Source organism: Aeribacillus sp. FSL K6-1121 (assembly GCF_038003725.1).
Classification (GTDB): Bacteria; Bacillota; Bacilli; order Bacillales; family Aeribacillaceae; genus Aeribacillus; species Aeribacillus composti.
Genome location: NZ_JBBOPS010000001.1, coordinates 2,735,168 through 2,753,959 on the forward strand (window position 1 = coordinate 2,735,168; position 18,792 = coordinate 2,753,959).

Sequence of the window (18,792 nt, forward strand, 5' to 3'; positions counted from 1 at the left end):
GCTTTCACTGTTTTTATAAAATAATTAATGAGTTTCACGCAAATTTACCTTCATTCTTGTCGAAACAAATTCGAAAATGATCGCTAAAACAAGAATGAAGTAAGTAATCATTCCGATTTCCCTTAAATCAAAATAAAATCCGCTCGCCATAAACAAATCAAATCCGATCCCGCCTGCTCCTGCGGCAGCCCCCATCGCAACAGCAACGGAAAAGTTAATCTCAAATCTCATAAACGTCCAAGAAATTAAATACGTCATTGATGAGGGGATTACCGTCTGAAACACAATTTGCCACCAATTGGCCCCGCAGCCCTTTAATGCTTCGATCACACCTTCATCCAACTCTTCGAACGATTCAGAATATGCTTTAATCAAATAGCCAATGGAGTGAAACGTCATGCCAATAACAGCTGCAACACTTCCTAGACCAGCAGCGACGGAAAAAATCAGCACCCACAAAACAGTAGGAACGGCGCGAATAAATGCAACAAAGGCTTTAATGGTATTGGAAACAACTTTATTTGATAAATTTTGCGCTGCCAACAGCCCTAGAAAAAGTGCAATAACAGCTCCGAACACTGTCGTCAAAAAAGCAAGCCCCAAGGTTATCAACACTTGATAAATTGATTCTGTTATAGTTAAACGCGAAAAGCTTGCTTCGAAAAACATTGTTTTAAAATTCGCAAATGTTTCTTTTAATCCAGACATGAAATTTGTATCGCCATAATCAAACATTGTAAAGCCATAAACAGTAATAACGAATAATGCTGTCAATGTCAGCCGGATGGCAATTGCCTGCTTCGTCAACGGTTTCACTTTTATTTTCGAAGAATGCGTTAATTTTCCGCTGTCTTTCAGAGTGCTTCCAGTTTTCATCAACCATTCATTATTCATATCATCACCCTTTCTTCCTTAAATTTTCATTCATCGTTATAAAATGACCCTTCTTATCAAATTCGAAAGATATTCAATGACAAATACCGTCAGTATGATAGTCATGACAACCAAACTCGCTGCACTATAATTGGAGCTTTTATAATACAAGTCAAAAGAAAAACCAATTCCAGTACCGGTTAAAATTCCAACTAAAGTCGCGCTGCGAATATTCGTTTCAATTTCAAATAATACCCAACTGATCATCTGGGGAAGGCTGGATGGAATGACCGACTGGAAGATGATCGAAAAAAATTGGGCGCCGGTTGCACGCAATGCTTCAACGGAACTATTGCTAACTTCATCGATCGTTTCTATAAATGCTCGCGTTAAAAAACCAAAGGAGGCGAAGAACAAAGCAAAAAATCCGGTAATGGAGCTTTGTCCAAAAGAAAAGAGCAGAATCAATGCCCATGCAGCTACCGGAATATTACGAGAAACAGTTGCAATTCCTCTGCTTATTGCACTTAATAAACCATTCACTTTCGTCGTCTTCGAACCGCATATTGCGAAAAAAGTTGCAAAAATAGCTGCTGTTGTCGTGGAAGCGACTGATATTAAAACTGTTTCTTGTAATTTACTTAAAATATCCGGAAGCTTTTCCATCGCTTTTGCATCAGGAAAAAAATTTGTCACTCCCCACTCTACTGCCTTTGCAACAGAGGCGAGTCCTTTCACAAGCTGAAAATCTGTTATAAACATAGAAAGATACGTTAACACAATCAACAATAAAAAAAATAAGGAGAAGCTTCTTCTTCTTTTTACAAAGATATCTGCTTGCATGATCTTCACCTACATTAAAGAATCAGATTCTTTACTTCAGACCCATAAATATTGCGAACAATATCTTCTGTTATTTGTTTCGGCGAGCCATCGTACACTTTCTTTCCATTATTAATACCGATAATTCGATCAGAGTACTTCAAAGCGACATCGACTTGGTGCAGGTTGACAATACAAGTAATTCCGAGTGTAGAAGAAATATTTTTTAAATGATCCATAATGATTTTGGCTGAGTTTGGATCTAAGGAGGCAATCGGCTCATCACACAATAGCATTCTCGGATTTTGAATTAAGGCTCTGGCAATTCCGACGCGCTGTTTTTGTCCGCCGCTTAGCTGATCACACCGTTTATACACTTGATCCTCCAGCCCCAACAATCCGAGAATATGAACCGCCTGCTTTTTCTCCTCCTCGCTGTATAAACCGAATGCTCCTGCCAAAGTTGACTTGTAGCCGAGCCTTCCGTGGAGCACGTTTTCAATTACGCTTAATCTAGTGACAAGATTGTAATGCTGAAAGACCATTCCAATGGTTGCTCTCACTTTTCTTAAGCTTTTTTTGCCAAGCTTTAAAATGTCGACACCATCAAATATGATTTCACCGCTAGACGCTTCGATCATGCGGTTAATACACCGGAGGAGGGTTGATTTCCCCGCCCCCGATGGACCAATGATCGAAACGAATTCCCCTTCTTTTACAGAAAAGTTCATGTCTTGAAGCGCCATTGTATTGGTTCCATAACGTTTTGACACGTTATTTAATGTTAAAATGGCTGTCATCGTTTATCCCTCACCAAATCCTTATTTAGACAATTCTCTGATCGGATCAAACCAAGAATCCTCTACTTCAACGAAACGCTCATTAGCTTTTTTCGTAAACAAACCGCTAAAATCAGAATCCTCCGGCACGAAAATCTTCGTATTGTTGGCTACTTCATCAGAAACAAAAGCTTCCACAAGCTTTTTGCGATCTTCTTCAGATACGGTTTCCGTATTGACAACAAACGGAGCATTCAATACCGGTGTGACTGAAATTAAGACAAATTCCTTTCCAGGCACAGTATGAAACGGCTCAGCAGCATCATTTTTGACTTTATATACCGCTCCCGGTTTATTTTGCTCACCGTCAACTAATTCAATATAGTTGTTCACACATGTGTCGCAAAATGCTGCTACATCTACTTTTCCAGACAGTAAGTTAACCGCAGACCCTTGATGAGAGCCTCCATATTGCACTTCGCTGAAAAACTTGCCCTCGCCGCCTTCTAATAAATCTTCAGCAGTTAAATCTTTGTACTCTTCTTTTTGGCTAAAGTACGAAACGATTTCGGTCGATGGAACTTTAAAGCCTGATGTGGAGCTGTTAGACACAAATGAAAATTTCTTTCCAGCTATATTATCAATGGAAAACCCGGAGCCGCTTTTGTACTCGTCTTCATCCCCTTTATTTACGGCAAGCCAGCTGTAGTACATGGCATCATCAAGTGTGCCGGATTCACCGCTCGGAACAACGAGAGGAAGCACTTTTTCATTTTTGTCATGAGCCTCTATGTATCCCTGTGCACCCATAAACGCTAAATCAGCATTTCCGTTTGCAATCGCCTCAATGGCAATAATGTAATCAGTTGTCGTCTTATGCTCGACTTTCTTTCCAGTTGCTTCTTCAATCAACTTAGCGATTTCGTCACGTGCCGCTTTCAAATCTTCACCGGATTCATTCGGGTACCATGCAATTGTAAGCGTATCGTCGCCGTTTTTTTGAGCGGAACCGCTTTCTGTTCCTGCAGATGATGAACATCCTGATAAAAAGATGACCAAGATGAAAGCGATGCTCATAAACCTTATCATTTTTTTCATATTCATTACCCCTTTTCTTGTCAAAATAGATTTTTTTCCATTTATAATTGAATATAAAGGATGAATGTAAAGGAACTGTTAATTCATACCGTTGAATTACTAAAGAATTTTTAATGTTTTGTAAAGGGATTTTTTTCAGAATACTTGATGATTTCCCCGTCCAGCATTCGGTATTCTACATCACATAAGTTTTGCATGAACAACATATCATGAAAAATTCCCAGCATTGTTGTCCCTTCGCGAACGAGCTGTTCCATCAATACTCTTACTTTTTCCTTCGATTCATCATCTAAACTTGCCGTCGGTTCATCCAATAAAAGTAGTCTCGGACGCTTTACCATTGCTCTAGCGATGTTCAACCGCAGTTTTTCACCCCCGGAAAAAGTAGCAACATAACTATCCCAAAGCTGAGGATCCAGTTCAAAATGCGTCAATATTTTTTCTGTCTCTTCCTCCGCATACTTATCGTTATGCCCCATTTCTAATATTGCTTGTTTGACTATTTCCCTGGCCGTTATACGAGGCAAAGCATTTAAAAACTGTGATACGTATCCGATCTCATGCTTTCGTAAATAAATCATTTCTCTTTCCGTCGCTTCTCGCAAATTGATTAGGCCAAACTTTTTTGAGTTGTACCAGATGTCTCCACTTTCAGGCAAATATGTGCGGTAGATGCATTTTAAAATGGTTGATTTGCCGCTGCCGCTTTTACCGGTAATACCGACAAATTCTCCTTCTTTTACAACAAAGCTAATCTTGTTAATTGCGCGGATTTCCTTGTTTACACTGTGCAATCGAAATGTTTTGGACAGGCTCTCAACCGTTAAAATGTTTTCCACTGAATTCCCTTCTTCCCTCATACTTATCTAGAAATGTTTCAATATGTTGAGACAAGTCGTCGATTCGTTCTTTCAACGTTTCATACGACCAATCCCACCACTTGATTTGTTCCAATCGTTTAACCGTTTGCTCATCAAATCGGCGCCTTAACGGTTTGGCTGGTATTCCAGCAACGATTGTATAAGGCTCTACATCCTTTGTCACAATAGCTCCGCTGCCGACTACTGCACCATTGCCGATTTTTACACCAGGCATGATGATGGCCCCATGGCCAATCCATGTGTCATGGCCGATATAGGTGATTTGTGCTTTACGCCATGATAAAAACGCTTCATCGTCATGAGTATCAACTCCATACATTTTTCTCCGATACGTAATATGGTGCAAAGTAGGGCGATTCATCGGGTGAGCGGTTGGACCGATTCGCACCATCGCAGCAATATTGGAAAATTTTCCAACTTCAACATTTTGCAGGATGCAAAACTGCCCTGTATAAGAAAAATCCCCCATTTTTACATTTTCTAAATAATTGTGAGCCCCTATTTCTGTGTATTCACCTAATTCTGTATGAAACAACTGGCAATGTTCATGGATATAAGGTTTTTTTGACAGCTTTTTCTCGATCATAGAAACTCCCTTTCCATCATCTTTAAATTCTATAATTTGTTTTCAAGATTAAACGGCCATCCACAAAACAAGACGTGATAACCGGAAAATCTAAGTCTATTTTTTCGATGATGACTATATCCGCTTTTTTTCCTTCCTTAATTGATCCAATTTGATCATCCAGTTTGACAGCTTTGGCCGGGTTAATCGTCACAAGCTTAAACATTTCAACTAGGTCGATATCGCTTTTTTCGCTCATTTTAAAAACAGCATGAAGCAGCGATGGAGGATAATAGTCACTACATAAAATATCGATACACCCGTGTTGAATGGCTTCTTGTGCAGATAAATTTCCGCTGTGGGACCCTCCCAAAAGAACGTTCGGAGCCCCGGCTACCGTCAGCATTCCTTTCTTTTTCGCATTTTTAGCAATTTCCAAGGTGATTGGAAATTCACTGATCGAAGCCCCAAAGCTTTGCACAAGCTCAAGTTTTTCCAACGTGTCATCGTCATGAGAAGCGATAGCAATACCTTTTTGTTGTGCCAGCGTTGCAATTTCCTTTATTCCCTCAAGTGTTAATTTTTCCTTATGCTGATGTTTTGTAATGACTCTATCAATCTCTTCATCACTGAGCTCTTGGTAGCCTTTTATCGTTTTTCTGTAAATTTCTAAATCTCTATATTGTCCTTGACCAGGGGTATGATCCATAAACGAAATTAAGTGCACCTTGCTCTCAGCAATGTACGATTTTAAGTTTTCAACTTCTTCGATGCTGTCAATTTCAAACCGTGCATGGAACCGATGTCGTATTAAATGCTTTGTATGATGAGTTTGGTGGATCATTTCAATAAATTTCCGGACATTTTCCGGCTCACGGATCGGTTTATGTGAAAATTCCGAGCTTTTATAAATAGAAAGTGAATGAAACATTGTTGTAATCCCATGGGTGATTAATTCTTTTTCCGCTTCGCGAAGACTTAAATGAAAATTCATTAACGATGTCGGTCTTGGTGCTGCCATATGTTCAATATAGTCAGAATGAAGATCGATAAACCCAGGAGAGACATATCCGCCCGCCGCATCGATTACTTCCATTCCTTCCTTCCAAGCGATTTTCCCTTTGCCATCAATTTTGCTAATTTTATCTCCTTCAATAAGAAGATCGTAACCATCGAGAATGGTTTCTTCCGTTATAATTCTTCCGTTTGTTATGAGATACACGTTTTTTCCTCCATTCTCACAAGTCCAAAAAATTGATCATAATAATGAATGGACGAGCTGCTGTGTATAAGGATGCTGTGGATCTTCCAAAATTTGATCGGTCAACCCTTGCTCGATAATTTTTCCTTCCAGCATGACGAACGTTCTGTCTGCAAGCATTCTGATAACGCCTAAATCATGGGAAACAACGATCATGCTTATCTTCAGTTCCCTCTGTAAATTCCGTATCAAATCTAAAACATTTGCTTGAACGGACAAATCAAGACCGGTCGTTACTTCATCGAGAAGAAGAATCGGCGGATTATTCGACAATGCTTTGGCGATTTGAACTCTTTGCTGCATGCCCCCCGAAAATTTTTGGGGCTCCTCCTTCATCCTAAATAGCGGAATGTTTACCTCCTCAAGCAGCACTTGTCCTCTTAACACCATCTGTCCAACATTCCTGTTCCCTGCCGCAATTAATTTTTCAGCAATATTGCCGATGGAGGAAAAGTTCATGCGCAAGCCGAGAAGCGGATTTTGGTAAACTTTCCCCATCAGATGGTTGCGAATGTACCGTTTTTGTTGGGAGGACTCGTTTAATACGTTTTTTTTTCCATCATGATAAAATCGGATATACACTTCACCGCTTGTGGCCTCTTGATCAAAATATAGCTGTCTCATTAATGTTGATTTACCGCTGCCGCTTTCACCTACAATGCCTAATACTTCACCGGGATAGAGATCAAACGAAATATCACGGCAAACATATACCGTACCGCAGACAGGGCAAAAGTTTTTCACCAAAACGGCGGAATCCGCCTTTCCGCATTGGCTGCATCCAGGTCCGAATTGTTTGTTTAACTTTTTGACCGATAATACTGGATTGCTTAAATCATCCATGTTGAACACCTCTTGATTCTGATTGCTCATTTAATCTTGATAAACAATAGCTTGTATCATTGCATTGGTAATAGGTTTCACCTGTTTCCTCATTAAACAATTCATCCAAATATACTCCCGTAGCGCCGCACAGTCTGCAATGTTTATCTTCAAAGCTCTCCACTTCAAACGGATAATCGTCAAACGCAAGTGAAACGACTTTCGTGTATGGTGGTACAGCGTATATCTTCTTTTCACGACCGGCTCCAAGCAAAATTAATGCCTTTGAATAGTGCATTTTCGGATTATCAAACCTTGGTATAGGACTCGGCGCCATGACATACCGATTTTCCACCATCACAGGATGATCAAAATCCGAAGCCATATGCCCGTATTTCATGATTTGTTCAAAAAGCATCAGCCATGCGCCGCTGTATTCTTTCTCCGCATGAAGCCTTTTCGTATTATATTCGCTCGGTTCATAATCGCGCAGCGGTTCAGGCAGTGGTACTTGTAATACAAGTATCTGGCCTTCTGTAAGAGGAATTTCTGGAATTCGATGTCTTGATTGAATGATCGTTGCTTCTTGCGTCTCCTCCGTCGTTTTAATGCCCGCCGTTTTCATCACCAATTTTTTAATGTTTACCGCATTAACGGATTCATCAGAGCCTTGGTCGATTACTTTTAAAACATCATCTTTGCCAATGAGAGAAAGGGTTAATTGCAGTCCACCTGTTCCCCAGCCGCGTGCAATCGGCATTTCTCTTGATGCAAATGGAACTTGATAGCCCGGAATGGCAATTGCTTTTAATGTGGCTCTTCGAATTTCCCGTTTGGAACCTTCATCGAAAAAAGCAAAATTATAATGGATTTGCATGAATTCCTCTCCTTTTTACATTTCTTGCTTGCTTTTTGATTTGCGTACAATATCAAGCTTCGATTGGAAAGTGACATAGTGAGGCAGCTTCAAATGTGAAATAAACCCGGTGGATTCAACCGAATCAATATGATAAAGGACAAATTCCTCGTCTCCTGTCGGATAGTCCCTATTTCCTTTCTCCAAACTATTGTCTAAAATTCCCATTGCGATTGCTTTCGTTTCATTTTGACCAAAGCAAAGACCATATCCGATTTCAAACTTAATTTCCTTTTTCCCGTCCCCGATCTCAACTGTTTCCGGAATTAACATTTCGACTTCGGTTGCTTTAATTTCCCCAATATAATAAGCATCGTCTTCTCTATTAAATGAATGAAAAGGGCTATCGATGTAAACCGGCAAATAGCCGACACGCAGTTCACCTACTGTTGGATGAAGACTTCCATATCCGCGAATGACGGCATAAGCTAATGAAGTCACCGCCCCTGTCTGGCCTCTTGTTAAAACTTGGAGACGCTGACTGCGGGTGGAAGGAAACGTCAAGCTTTTTCTCGTTACATCATCAGGCTCTGTATTGTCCATTACACACTCCGAGAACAAACCTTCTTTTCTTAAGTAATCACTTACTTTTGGCAGTTTGCCAAAATGTTTTTCATCCACTTCATCGAGCATTTCCTTCTCATAGGCCGAAAGCCAATTTACTGCATCTTCATCTGTTTCCTCCATGAGGTCAAAGTCGAGCAAACGATGAGTGTAGTCAGTTGTAGCTCCTAAAATTTGGCCGCCTGGTATATCTTTAAAACTAGCTGAAATCCTTCTTTCGATACTCATGTCCTTTGTATTAACTATTTGCGAATAATGCTTGCGCGGTAAAGTGGATCGATATGCACGAAGCAGAAAAACCGCTTCTTCAAGATTGCCTTCAGCATGTTTGATCGCTAGCGCCGCAAGGGTTTCGTCATATAGACTGCTCTCTGACATCACCTGATCAATCAATCCCCGCAGGCCAGCTTCAATTCTGCCAATGTCAAGAACAACTCCTTTTTTTAACCGCTCATATTTCAGCCGTTTAATCGACTCCTCAATGGCAATTGTTCCGCCTTTCACTGCCACATATCCCATCAAAGCTTCCTCCCTTCTGATAAAATTTGCGTCGTCCTTGGCAGACATAAGAGATGATGATTTTTGTCCACAAAAATTAAATCAACCCCCATTGGAAATTCAGCGTTTTGTTGCTGTCGAACTTCCATCCAATTCCCATTTACTGAAACATTTACATAATTTGCTTCTTCAATGCCCGGACCTGTTAATTTGAAATCGCATTCATCCGTAACAGCATCTGCCTCAACAATAATGGTTGCTGAATCATGGGGATCGATGAGACTGCCGGTTTTTACTCGCTGTAATATTTGCCCAAGTTCATCTTCAGCTTTGTCATAAAGTACAAAAACGAAATCAGCGCGTTCTGCTGCATCAGCTTTTGCATAGGTTAGTTGGTTTATCCAGCGAGTTGTCTCTTCTTCCTTCTCGGAAACTACCTTAAAGGTCACTTCAGTATCTAGAAGCATTGCAGCCAGAACAAGTGTCGAGGGAAAACAGCCAGCCTCAAGATCTACTTTGGCCGCCTCATCTTTTAAATTTGTTATCAATCCGGGCCTAGACATGGAATCAACAACTTTTCGATATGCACGTTGAATATCGTGAATAAAATCTAATTTCATTCAACCTCTGCTCCTTTTAAACATCCATCGTTTCAAAATTTACTTTTGTCTTCAAAATTTTCATAAAGGAGTTCTTTCTTTGCTCATGAATTGCTGCTTCCTCCTTCAACAAAACTTCATTCCATCGTTCCGTTTCTGGCAATTGTGCATTGTAAGCTGCATCGACCACAGCCAAATGGTATGCTAATTCCGGCTCATGTCCTTTTAATATGCCGAAGCCGATATACCCGCTAATTTCCACTTTACATTCTGTTACAAAAACTTCTCCTAAGTAGAACAAACTGTTCTTTGCCGTTTCCCGAACTTTTACCATTACTAAACCGTTGTTCGGCTTTTCAATCGTTTTTACCTCATACTTAGCTAAAATTTGTTGTGCCAATGTGGCGGCAACGTTCTTATTTCCGTTGATTAAAATTTCTGTTCTTCGCCTTCTTTCCATTTCCGCCCCTCCATCATGATTTTTTGCTTCCGTTGATTTAAGCATATCTTGTTGCCAAGTGGAAAAAATTTAAAAAAAAGTAAATTCTATTAATTTTTTGCAAACGCATTTTTAAGAAAATGTTAATGAGCACACAAAAAAAGAGAGATTCCTTGAATGAATCTCTCAGCTGATTTCAGGCCAAAATTGAAAAACATATAAAAAAGAAGTAGGGGCTGTCCAAAAAGTCAGGGTAACTGACTTTTTGGAAGCCCCTCATTTTTTCACTTTTTAAAAAAAATGCACAAAAAAATCGTCCTTTCTAGTAAAATGAAGTTGCGACACAACATTACAGAAAGGACGATTTTTTATGAGCAATCAAATGATTACTCCTGAAAATTATAACACACAAATGACACTTCCTCTAGATGGAAAAGAAGAAAAAACTCCTGCTAAAAGAAATTTAGCCCCTACTTTCAAACCATATGACAACCGTCAAGTTCAAATGATTTATGATATTGAATCGCTCATACCCGAACATCACGTGGCACGTGTCGTGGACGAAATGGTGGAGGCGATACCAGATGAACAATTGTTTTCTCATTATAAAGGCGGCGGCAGAAGCTCCTATCATCCCAAAATGATGCTGAAAATCATTCTGTATGCTTATTCTCAAAAGGTTTATTCTTGTCGAGGAATCGAAAAACTCGTTAAAGAAAATATTCCTGCCATGTGGCTTTCAGCGATGCAACAACCAGATTTCCGGACAATCAACGAATTCCGAGGCGGACGGATGAAGGTCCTAATGGATGAGTTATTTGAAGCGATGATTCTGAAGCTGATTGAAGAAAATTACATCACGATGGAAAACTACTTTTTGGATGGTACTAAAATTGAAGCCAATGCCAATAAGTATTCTTTCGTGTGGAAAAAATCAACCTTGAAATTTGAAGCGAAGGTAAGAGAAAAAATTCAAGAAACACTTCAGTACATTCAAGAATTAACCCAATTAGAAGCAGGAACAGCACAAAAAGAGGCGAAAGAAGATCCAGAAATCACGGAACAGAACTTGGAAGCCATCGCTCAAAAATTAGAAGAAAAAGTCGAAATCCTAACAGAGGAAATCGAACAGGAATCTGATACAAAAGTTCGGAAGGAAAAACGAGCAGAACGCAAGAAATGGAAAAAACCTTTAAAACGGATTCGAGAAAATTTTTTACCTCGACTAGCCAAATACAAGGAACAGAATGAAATCTTTGGCGATCGTAACAGCTATTCAAAAACGGATAAAGACGCAACTTTTATGCGAATGAAAGAAGATCATATGAAAAATGGTCAACTGAAGCCAGGGTATAATGTGCAAATCGGGACAGAGAATCAGTTTATCTTGTTTTATACCATTCATCAACGACCAACCGATACACGTTGCTTTATCCCACATATGGAGAAGCTAGCCTCCACTTCATTACCGATGCCCCAAACAGTTATTGCGGATGCAGGCTATGGTAGTGAAGAAAACTATGTATATGCAGTTGGTGATGAGAAAGAGCCCCGGTTTGAGTTTCTGATTCCTTATGGGAGCTATGTAAAAGAACAAACACGTACATACAAAAAAGACATTAAAAATGCCAAAAACTGGACCTATTGTGAAGAGGATGATTGTTTTATTTGCCCGAATGGAAGGAGAGTAACGTTTAAAAAATACCAAAACAAAAAGAATCCATCTGGCTATGAACAAAGCTTCAAAATATACGAATGTGAAGATTGTACCGATTGCCCATTGAAAGCGAAATGCACAAAAGCGAAGGGAAATCGTCAAGTTCACTGGAATCCCATCTTCGAAGAAATGAAAGCAAAGGCCAAAACAGCCCTTGAATGTGAAGAGAAAGCCGCCATCTACGCTCGACGCAAAGTCGAGGCAGAAAGTGTGTTCGGTCACATCAAGGGCAATCGGTCGTTCCGCAGATTTTCTTTACGGGGGCTCGACAAAGTACATGTTGAGTTTGGGATTGTGGCATTAGCCCACAATCGAGTAGGAGGGGGTGACTAACCCCCGACCTCTCACACCACCGTACGTACCGTTCGGTATACGGCGGTTCAATTAAGTATGACGTAGTGCTTGATATCTTTCGAATAGACTTCTTAACCCTCGACGCTTCCAATAGGAGTTGTCGAGGGTTTTGTGTAGAATGGGACTGCAGGCAATCCGCCAATATTTCTTGCGTGTATTGCCCCATTCGAATGCTTTATGGCTTGGAACCCCTAATCCTCTGAGTTTCCGAATTCTTGTTTTCGGGGTTTTCCATTCTTTCCACAAACACATCCGAAGCCTTCGTCTAATCCATTCATCAAATTCTTTGAACTTACTTGGTGTTTCTGCCAAGGCAAAATATCCGCACCATCCCATTAAATACTTGTTCAGTTTCTCAATCCTTTTCTCCATTGGATACGGTTTCGATCTTGATGTAATTTCACGGATCTTGTTCTTCAAACGTTTCACACTTTCGTTCGCAATCCGTACCTTTGGAGTCTTATTGAGTGTGAAGCTGAAACCGAGAAACTTCCGTTTCCAAGGACGGTCTACCGCCGATTTCTCTCTATTTACCTTGAGCTTTAACTCCTTCTCTATAAAGTTCGTAATGGAGTTCATGACACGAATTCCTGCTTTCTTTGTTTTCACATAGATGTTACAGTCATCCGCATACCGAACAAACTTATGTCCACGTTTCTCAAGCTCCTTATCCAATTCATGAAGCATGACGTTTGATAAAAGTGGACTAAGCGGGCCGCCTTGAGGCGTTCCCATGTCCGTTTCCATTACCACTCCATTGATCATCACGCCTGATTGAAGATACCGGCGAATTACCTTCAGTAGAATTCGATCTTTGATCGTTTTCGCCAAGATCCCCATCAGTTTGTCGTGATTCACCTTGTCAAAGAATTTCTCTAGGTCTATATCGACTACCCAACGATATCCTTCTTTGATATAACCCTTTGCTTCCCTAACCGCATCATGTCCCCTTCTACCTGGGCGGAAACCATAGCTATGGTTCGAGAAGGTCGGATCAAAGATTTTCGTCAACACTTGGGCAATCGCTTGTTGGATGAAACGATCCGTCACGGTAGGGATCCCTAGAAGCCTTACTCCACCGTTCGGTTTCGGGATTTCGACTCGACGGACGGGTAAGGGCTTGTAGGTTCCTTCTCTCAACGACTGTCGAATGGAGTCCCAATTTTCGTAGAGGTGTCTTCGTAGGTCTTTTACGGACATGCCATCTACTCCGTGACCTCCTTTATTCTGTTCGACTCGTTTCAGTGCCGCCAGGAGATTTTCCCGTGACAAAATCATTTCCATCAACATTGATATCCTCTCCACGTGAACGAATTCTTCTATTTGTGCCATCTTCTGCTCCACCCTCTTGAAGTCCCCCGTGGGATTCACCACTTCCTCCTTCAAGTAAGTCCTATCGGATTGTCTGCTTCCACACAGAAGATGAACGCCTAGCGATTCGTTCTCCTTAATTGTTCAGTCCTTCCTCTTCCATCTCGAGCTTGAAAGAGTACTATGACTTCTGCTGACTTCTGACTGTTCAGCTATCTATCACTAGATAGGTTACCAAGGTTACTTGGCGTGCCAGCCAGACCTCCCCGGGTAAGAGTGTAATCTTTCCTTCCATCCATCTGCTTCATTTACTCTGTATCACCTTCGGCAGAAAGGGCTTTGTTTTGTTGTGCAAACTCACCCAGTGATACCTAGCCTCATATGAAGTTCGTGTTCCGAGAGACCCAAAGTTTGCCGCTCGCTTCCTTCAGATTCCGCGTCGCCACGGACACCCTTGCGTTAAGCTAACTGCTACTTCTGCCTTCGCAGCTCGGGACTTTCACCCTATAGATTACACCCATGCCGGGCGCACACATACTGAAAGTAGCCGGCATCCGCCAGCTACTTTCAGATAAAAATCGAAAAAATATAAAAGCAAGTGGAGAGAAACGAATTGTTTTTCTCCACTTGCTTCATTTTAGGGACTTATCGGACAGCCCCTACTTGTTGGATTTTAGGGACTTATCGGACATACCCAAAAGCAAAAGTTTTTTATATAACAAAGTTAAAGCAATCACTCCGATAAAAAATTTCTGTATGTTCAAGCACCGTTCCGGTTTTTTTATCGATACATCCTGTCTCCAACACTAAAAGCGGAATTAAACTGGTGCATTCAAGAATTTCCCATAGGAATTTAGTCGGAAATAAAACCTTTAACACGCTTGACTTCGATTCAAATTCAGTGAAGCCTTTCTTTTGATAATAATCAAACATGGACGTGATTTCCTTGCCATACAAATCAATATCATCAAATACGGATTTCGCCACGTAGGAAATATGCAAGGCAATTGGTCGATTATTGACAATGCGCAGCCTGCCTATTTTAAATACTCGATCCGTTTCCTCAGCACCGAGAGAATGAAAGATTGCTTTATTATAGCCGATTTCTTCGCAAAAAATGTTTTTCGATCGGAAATGGTGCCCAAGTCTAATCATTTTCCTGCTGAAGCTTTCATCCCCGGAAAGAACAAGCGGAATCTGCATTTGCCGATCTTTTACATAGCTGCCCTTTCCTTGTCTTGAATAAATATATCCCATCTCCTGAAGCCTTTCGTATACTTTGCGGATTGTCATTCGCGGAACGTTAAAATAGTCAGCAAGCTCATTTTCGGATGGTAATTTATCATTGGCCCCATACCTGCCAGAATGAATATCTGATATGATTTTATCAATGATCTCCATTTCTTCTGCCATCTGCATTCTACCCCGCTTTGAAATTGACCTGCTATTTTTTCACACGGCAGTTCAAAAACTGCGCTTTGAAAAATATTTTTTGCTACACTTTCTATTGGTTACATTCAGTATAGTTTAAGTAACTGGAACTGTCCAAGCCCATTTTATAGTCTATAGAGGATCCAACTGCTAATTTGCTTTAGATGCTGATAAATAAAGTTTTGCTGCATTATATTAATCTAATTTGCGAAGATGCTTGCTAATCGACGGCTGACTTATGTCAAACACTTCAAGAAGCTTGCAAACGCAATGTGTAAAACCCTCCTGGAAAGCATTAAGAACGTTTCAATCGAGTTGAAATACGTTCCTTCCATCCATGTTCCATAAAATTCCTTTCTGTTTCTTGTGTAGAGCCGGATAAGGTTTTGGCAAATATGAATCAAAAAATACTAAAATTTTCAAGCTCTTTGCTAAACCTATTCTAGTTAAACCTTATCGGTAAAGGTATTGATCAGTTTTCATCATTTTATTCCACAACTTACCACTATTCTTGAAACAACTTTACTTGATAGTTTTTTATTTCGTTCACCTCTTTGCATATTTTCATATCCAGTATAGTCAACGAATGATTCTATTAGCAAAGAAGCAAAAACTTGAAATAGTTTTTATAAAATATAGTGTTAAAATATTCTGAATTGTTGTATTATTATTTTAACAGCTAGCAAAAAAAGACAACAATGTTTCCAAAATGACGCACTTTTTTCTGTAAAAACCAAGAAGGAGGAATCGAAATGGGGGAGGCCGGGAAAGGAGCGGTTATGGAGACGTCCATTGATCACTTGTTGGTTGAAAAGCTTTCAGATCCGCGAACGATGGAGCAGCTAATCCACTTGCTTGATAAGCTGGAGAATGTAACGTTCCTTTTGGATATGCTGGAAAATTTTCTTCAGCGCGGACCGGAATTTGCTGATTCAATCAATGAACTTGTCGTTCTTTTGCGACAAAGCATATCTAGACCAGAATATGTTACGCGTTTTGAGAATGCTTTAACCGCGTTGCATAAAATGCAAGAATTCCTCGATTCTCCGCAAGTTCAAGAGCTGATCAAGTCCGATGTTTTAGACGTGCGCTCGTTGCAAGTAATTGGAAAGGTGTCGCGTTCATTGTATCAAGCCTCTAAAGAAGCAGCGGAAACGGGAACAAAACGTGTGGGAATTATTGGTCTGATGCGGACATTAAGCGATCCGGAAGTACAGCCTGCACTTAATTTCGTCCTTAATTTTGCACGAAACTTATCGAAGGAGATCAGCGATGCATGAGTTGTCTATTGCCCAAAGCTTAGTTGAATTGGCGGCAGAAGCGGCGGAAAATTCGGGAATAAAGAAAGTTAAAGCGCTGTTTTTAAAGCTTGGAGTATTATCAGGTGTCGTAAAAGAAGCCTTAGAATTTTCTTTTGATGTGGTTGTTCAGGGAACTTCGTTGGAAGGGGCTAAACTTATTATTGAAGATGTCCCCGTGACCATTTTCTGTCCCAACTGCCAAGAAGAGAGGATTTTGCCTGAACCGCTTCCTATGCGCTGTCCTACGTGCGGCACAAAAACTGGCCAAGTCCTTGCGGGACGAGAGATGGAATTGTACGCATTGGAAGGTGGAGAAGAAAATGCATGATTTGACCTTAAATCCTCGAATTGTTGAAATTCGCCAGAATGTTTTGAAGAAAAATGATCTCCTTGCTAGAGAATTAAGAAAGCGGTTTCAAAACGTGGGCGTTTATGTCGTCAATCTCGTTTCCAGTCCTGGAGCGGGAAAAACGACGCTGCTTACAGAAGTGCTTACCCGCCTTGGCAAACGCTATCGAACAGCCGCTTTAGTTGGCGATTTAGCAACTGAAAACGACGCGGACCGCTTGCGGCAAAGTGGAGCAAAAGTGCGCCAAATTACTACTGGCACAGTTTGCCATCTGGAAGCGGAAATGATTGAGCGAACGTTGCAAGATTGGGAGTTGGAAACATTTGATTTCCTTTTTATCGAAAATGTTGGAAATCTCGTCTGTCCCGCAAGTTATGACTTGGGAGAAAACCAGCGTGTAGTTCTTTTTTCCGTGACAGAGGGCGAGGATAAACCGGTAAAATATCCGACTATTGTCAACAGTGCTGATACGGCGATTATCACAAAAATTGATTTAGCGGAAGCGGTAGATTTTCAGCGAAAACGATTTTATGAAGCATTGAATGAGGTGCGCCCAGGCATTCGCATTCACGAAGTTTCTGCTCGCACAGGAGAAGGAATTGACGAATGGATTTCACAGCTGGAAGCGGATAAATCAGCATTTATTCATTCCTCCGGCTCTCTATAAGCAAAATTTTAGATGAATAGAACGCTGCGAAAGACTATGATTTTGAGTCGTTTGGTTGAAATAGAAAACGATTTGAATCAAGCCGACAAGTCGCCAAACACCAGTGAGACATCTAAACAGGAGAGCGTCTATACGAAGATGTATTTTAAAATATCAGAACCTTCTGACTTTCGTTGCGCAAAGGTATTGAAATTGAAAAATCTTGCCCAAAACTTTTTGGAGGTGGAGAAAATGGTGAATCTCCTTTGGATGCACGGCGGTGCGTGCAATGGAAACACTCAATCATTTTTAAATGCGGAAGAGCCAACGATCATTGATTTAGTAACCGATTTTGGCATTAACATTTTGTATCACCATTCTTTGTCGATGGAGTTCGGTGAGCAAGTTCGCCGCCTTTATGAGCAAATTCTCAATGACGAAATCCCGCTGGATATCTTGGTGGTAGAAGGGACAATTATTCAGGGACCTGACGGAACAGGGCACTATGATATGCTTATGGACCGTCCGAAAAAAAACTGGATTTGGGATTTCGCCCATAAAGCGCAATACGTTGTCGCAATCGGTGATTGTGCGTGCTGGGGTGGAATTCCGGCGACAAAACCGAATCCGTCTGAATCGATTGGTCTTCAATATATGAAAGAAGAACGCGGGGGATTTCTTGGTACACAGTTCCGTTCGAAAGGTGGACTCCCAGTCATTAACATTCCTGGTTGTCCGGCTCATCCCGACTGGGTGACGCAAATTCTTGTAGCCATTGCTACTGGCCGTTTGGAAGATGTTGTTTTAGACGATCTTCAACGTCCGCAAACGTTCTTTAAAACGTTCACCCAAACGGGCTGTACGCGTGTGCAGTATTTCGAGTGGAAAGAGCCGGTGGAAGAGTTCGGACAAGGTACGCGAAAAGGATGTCTCTTTTATGAGCAAGGCTGTCGAGGTCCAATGACTCATTCGCCATGCAACCGCATTCTTTGGAACCGTCAATCTTCCAAAACTCGGGCAGGAATGCCTTGTATTGGCTGTACGGAGCCTCAGTTCCCGTTCTTTGACCTAGCACCTGGAACAGTATTTAAAACGCAAAAAGTTCTCGGCTCAATTCCAAAAGAAGTACCACAAGGCACCGATCCGCTCAGCTACTCTGTGAATGCGGCATTGGCACGTGCTGTGGCGCCGAAATGGGCGAAAGAAGATATGTTTGTTCCGTGATATTAACGAAATTCGGATTTTTGTCATCAAGATGAAGTGGAATCAGATATGAGTGAAGCACCAATAAACCGTTTGTGATGTTACTTAACGGAAAAAGTGACATCTCCACAAAGACGTGAAGCTTGTTCCGTGATCATTAACAAAATTCGCAACTTTTGTCATCAGGATGAAGTGGAACCGGATATGAGCGAAGCACCAATAAACCGTTTGTGATCTTACTTAACGGAAAAAGTGACTATCTACACAAAGACGTGAAGCTTGTTCCATGATCATGATCATTAATGAAAATCACGACTTTTGTCATCAGCATCTAGTGGGAACCGAACATAGGTGAAGCACGAA

The 18,792-nt window shown here is 40.9% G+C and carries 19 protein-coding genes and 1 pseudogene; 5 read left to right on the top strand and 15 right to left on the bottom strand.

Going from position 1 to position 18,792, the window contains the following annotated elements; all coding sequences use genetic code 11:
• Window positions 1-24: 24 nt before the first annotated feature.
• From NSQ61_RS13240 to phnG, 12 genes are all read right to left on the bottom strand, one after another.
• Complete coding sequence (locus NSQ61_RS13240) at window positions 25-876, bottom strand: PhnE/PtxC family ABC transporter permease (protein WP_144597269.1); 852 nt, start codon at window positions 874-876, stop codon at window positions 25-27.
• A gap of 54 nt (window positions 877-930) precedes the next feature.
• Window positions 931-1,716, bottom strand: a complete 786-nt coding sequence (locus NSQ61_RS13245; protein ID WP_327847868.1) for a PhnE/PtxC family ABC transporter permease — start codon at window positions 1,714-1,716, stop codon at window positions 931-933.
• Window positions 1,717-1,730: 14 nt separating this feature from the next.
• Window positions 1,731-2,495: a phosphonate ABC transporter ATP-binding protein gene (gene phnC, locus NSQ61_RS13250; protein WP_144598237.1), complete on the bottom strand. Its 765-nt coding sequence runs from the start codon at window positions 2,493-2,495 to the stop codon at window positions 1,731-1,733.
• A gap of 21 nt (window positions 2,496-2,516) precedes the next feature.
• Entirely contained in the window at window positions 2,517-3,572 is a 1,056-nt protein-coding gene (gene phnD / locus NSQ61_RS13255) for a phosphate/phosphite/phosphonate ABC transporter substrate-binding protein (protein ID WP_144598236.1), read from the bottom strand.
• A gap of 110 nt (window positions 3,573-3,682) precedes the next feature.
• Entirely contained in the window at window positions 3,683-4,411 is a 729-nt protein-coding gene (locus tag NSQ61_RS13260) for a phosphonate C-P lyase system protein PhnL (RefSeq protein ID WP_063387911.1), read from the bottom strand.
• Window positions 4,389-5,039, bottom strand: a complete 651-nt coding sequence (locus NSQ61_RS13265) for a DapH/DapD/GlmU-related protein (RefSeq protein WP_066248158.1) — start codon at window positions 5,037-5,039, stop codon at window positions 4,389-4,391. The genes NSQ61_RS13260 and NSQ61_RS13265 overlap by 23 nt, the downstream gene beginning before the upstream one ends.
• Window positions 5,040-5,061: 22 nt before the next feature.
• Window positions 5,062-6,240 (bottom strand): phosphonate metabolism protein PhnM, encoded by a 1,179-nt coding sequence (gene phnM, locus NSQ61_RS13270; protein ID WP_066248156.1) that lies wholly within the window; start codon window positions 6,238-6,240, stop codon window positions 5,062-5,064.
• 36 nt (window positions 6,241-6,276) lie between these two features.
• Window positions 6,277-7,122 (bottom strand): ATP-binding cassette domain-containing protein, encoded by an 846-nt coding sequence (locus tag NSQ61_RS13275; protein WP_327847870.1) that lies wholly within the window; start codon window positions 7,120-7,122, stop codon window positions 6,277-6,279.
• On the bottom strand, window positions 7,115-7,978 hold the full coding sequence (locus tag NSQ61_RS13280; RefSeq protein ID WP_063387915.1) for an alpha-D-ribose 1-methylphosphonate 5-phosphate C-P-lyase PhnJ: 864 nt from the start codon (window positions 7,976-7,978) through the stop codon (window positions 7,115-7,117). The genes NSQ61_RS13275 and NSQ61_RS13280 overlap by 8 nt, the downstream gene beginning before the upstream one ends.
• 15 nt (window positions 7,979-7,993) lie before the next feature.
• Complete coding sequence (locus NSQ61_RS13285; RefSeq protein ID WP_063387916.1) at window positions 7,994-9,100, bottom strand: carbon-phosphorus lyase complex subunit PhnI; 1,107 nt, start codon at window positions 9,098-9,100, stop codon at window positions 7,994-7,996.
• Entirely contained in the window at window positions 9,100-9,699 is a 600-nt protein-coding gene (gene phnH / locus NSQ61_RS13290) for a phosphonate C-P lyase system protein PhnH (RefSeq protein WP_327847871.1), read from the bottom strand. The genes NSQ61_RS13285 and phnH overlap by 1 nt, the downstream gene beginning before the upstream one ends.
• Before the next feature lie 16 nt (window positions 9,700-9,715).
• On the bottom strand, window positions 9,716-10,138 hold the full coding sequence (gene phnG, locus NSQ61_RS13295; RefSeq protein WP_144598232.1) for a phosphonate C-P lyase system protein PhnG: 423 nt from the start codon (window positions 10,136-10,138) through the stop codon (window positions 9,716-9,718).
• Between the two features lie 349 nt (window positions 10,139-10,487).
• On the opposite strand from phnG, the gene NSQ61_RS13300 reads away from it, so the two are divergent.
• Window positions 10,488-12,167 (top strand): IS1182 family transposase, encoded by a 1,680-nt coding sequence (locus NSQ61_RS13300; protein WP_340807288.1) that lies wholly within the window; start codon window positions 10,488-10,490, stop codon window positions 12,165-12,167.
• A 51-nt stretch (window positions 12,168-12,218) separates the two neighbouring features.
• Here NSQ61_RS13300 and ltrA read toward each other — a convergent pair whose 3' ends face one another.
• The 3 genes and pseudogenes from ltrA to NSQ61_RS20325 form a co-directional block, all read right to left on the bottom strand.
• Window positions 12,219-13,478 (bottom strand): group II intron reverse transcriptase/maturase, encoded by a 1,260-nt coding sequence (gene ltrA, locus NSQ61_RS13305; RefSeq protein ID WP_340808025.1) that lies wholly within the window; start codon window positions 13,476-13,478, stop codon window positions 12,219-12,221.
• 732 nt (window positions 13,479-14,210) lie between these two features.
• Complete coding sequence (locus tag NSQ61_RS13310) at window positions 14,211-14,912, bottom strand: GntR family transcriptional regulator (RefSeq protein ID WP_117017256.1); 702 nt, start codon at window positions 14,910-14,912, stop codon at window positions 14,211-14,213.
• Window positions 14,913-15,125: 213 nt separating this feature from the next.
• Window positions 15,126-15,221 (bottom strand): annotated as a pseudogene (locus NSQ61_RS20325) (ArsR family transcriptional regulator); the annotation flags it as partial.
• 461 nt (window positions 15,222-15,682) lie between these two features.
• Here NSQ61_RS20325 and NSQ61_RS13320 point away from each other — a divergent pair.
• The 4 genes from NSQ61_RS13320 to NSQ61_RS13335 all read left to right on the top strand — a co-directional run bounded on the left by NSQ61_RS13320 (window position 15,683) and on the right by NSQ61_RS13335 (window position 18,450).
• The gene (locus NSQ61_RS13320; RefSeq protein ID WP_340807291.1) at window positions 15,683-16,210 is read left to right on the top strand and encodes a DUF1641 domain-containing protein; all 528 of its coding nucleotides are present in this window, start codon (window positions 15,683-15,685) and stop codon (window positions 16,208-16,210) included.
• Window positions 16,203-16,559 carry a hydrogenase maturation nickel metallochaperone HypA gene (hypA, locus tag NSQ61_RS13325; protein ID WP_063387609.1) on the top strand — a complete coding sequence of 119 codons (357 nt, stop codon included), beginning with the start codon at window positions 16,203-16,205 and terminating at the stop codon, window positions 16,557-16,559. Before NSQ61_RS13320 ends, hypA begins: the two co-directional genes overlap by 8 nt.
• Window positions 16,552-17,247, top strand: a complete 696-nt coding sequence (hypB, locus tag NSQ61_RS13330) for a hydrogenase nickel incorporation protein HypB (protein WP_063387610.1) — start codon at window positions 16,552-16,554, stop codon at window positions 17,245-17,247. The genes hypA and hypB overlap by 8 nt, the downstream gene beginning before the upstream one ends.
• 138 nt (window positions 17,248-17,385) lie before the next feature.
• On the top strand, window positions 17,386-18,450 hold the full coding sequence (locus NSQ61_RS13335) for a hydrogenase small subunit (protein WP_340807293.1): 1,065 nt from the start codon (window positions 17,386-17,388) through the stop codon (window positions 18,448-18,450).
• The last annotated feature ends 342 nt before the right edge of the window (window positions 18,451-18,792 follow it).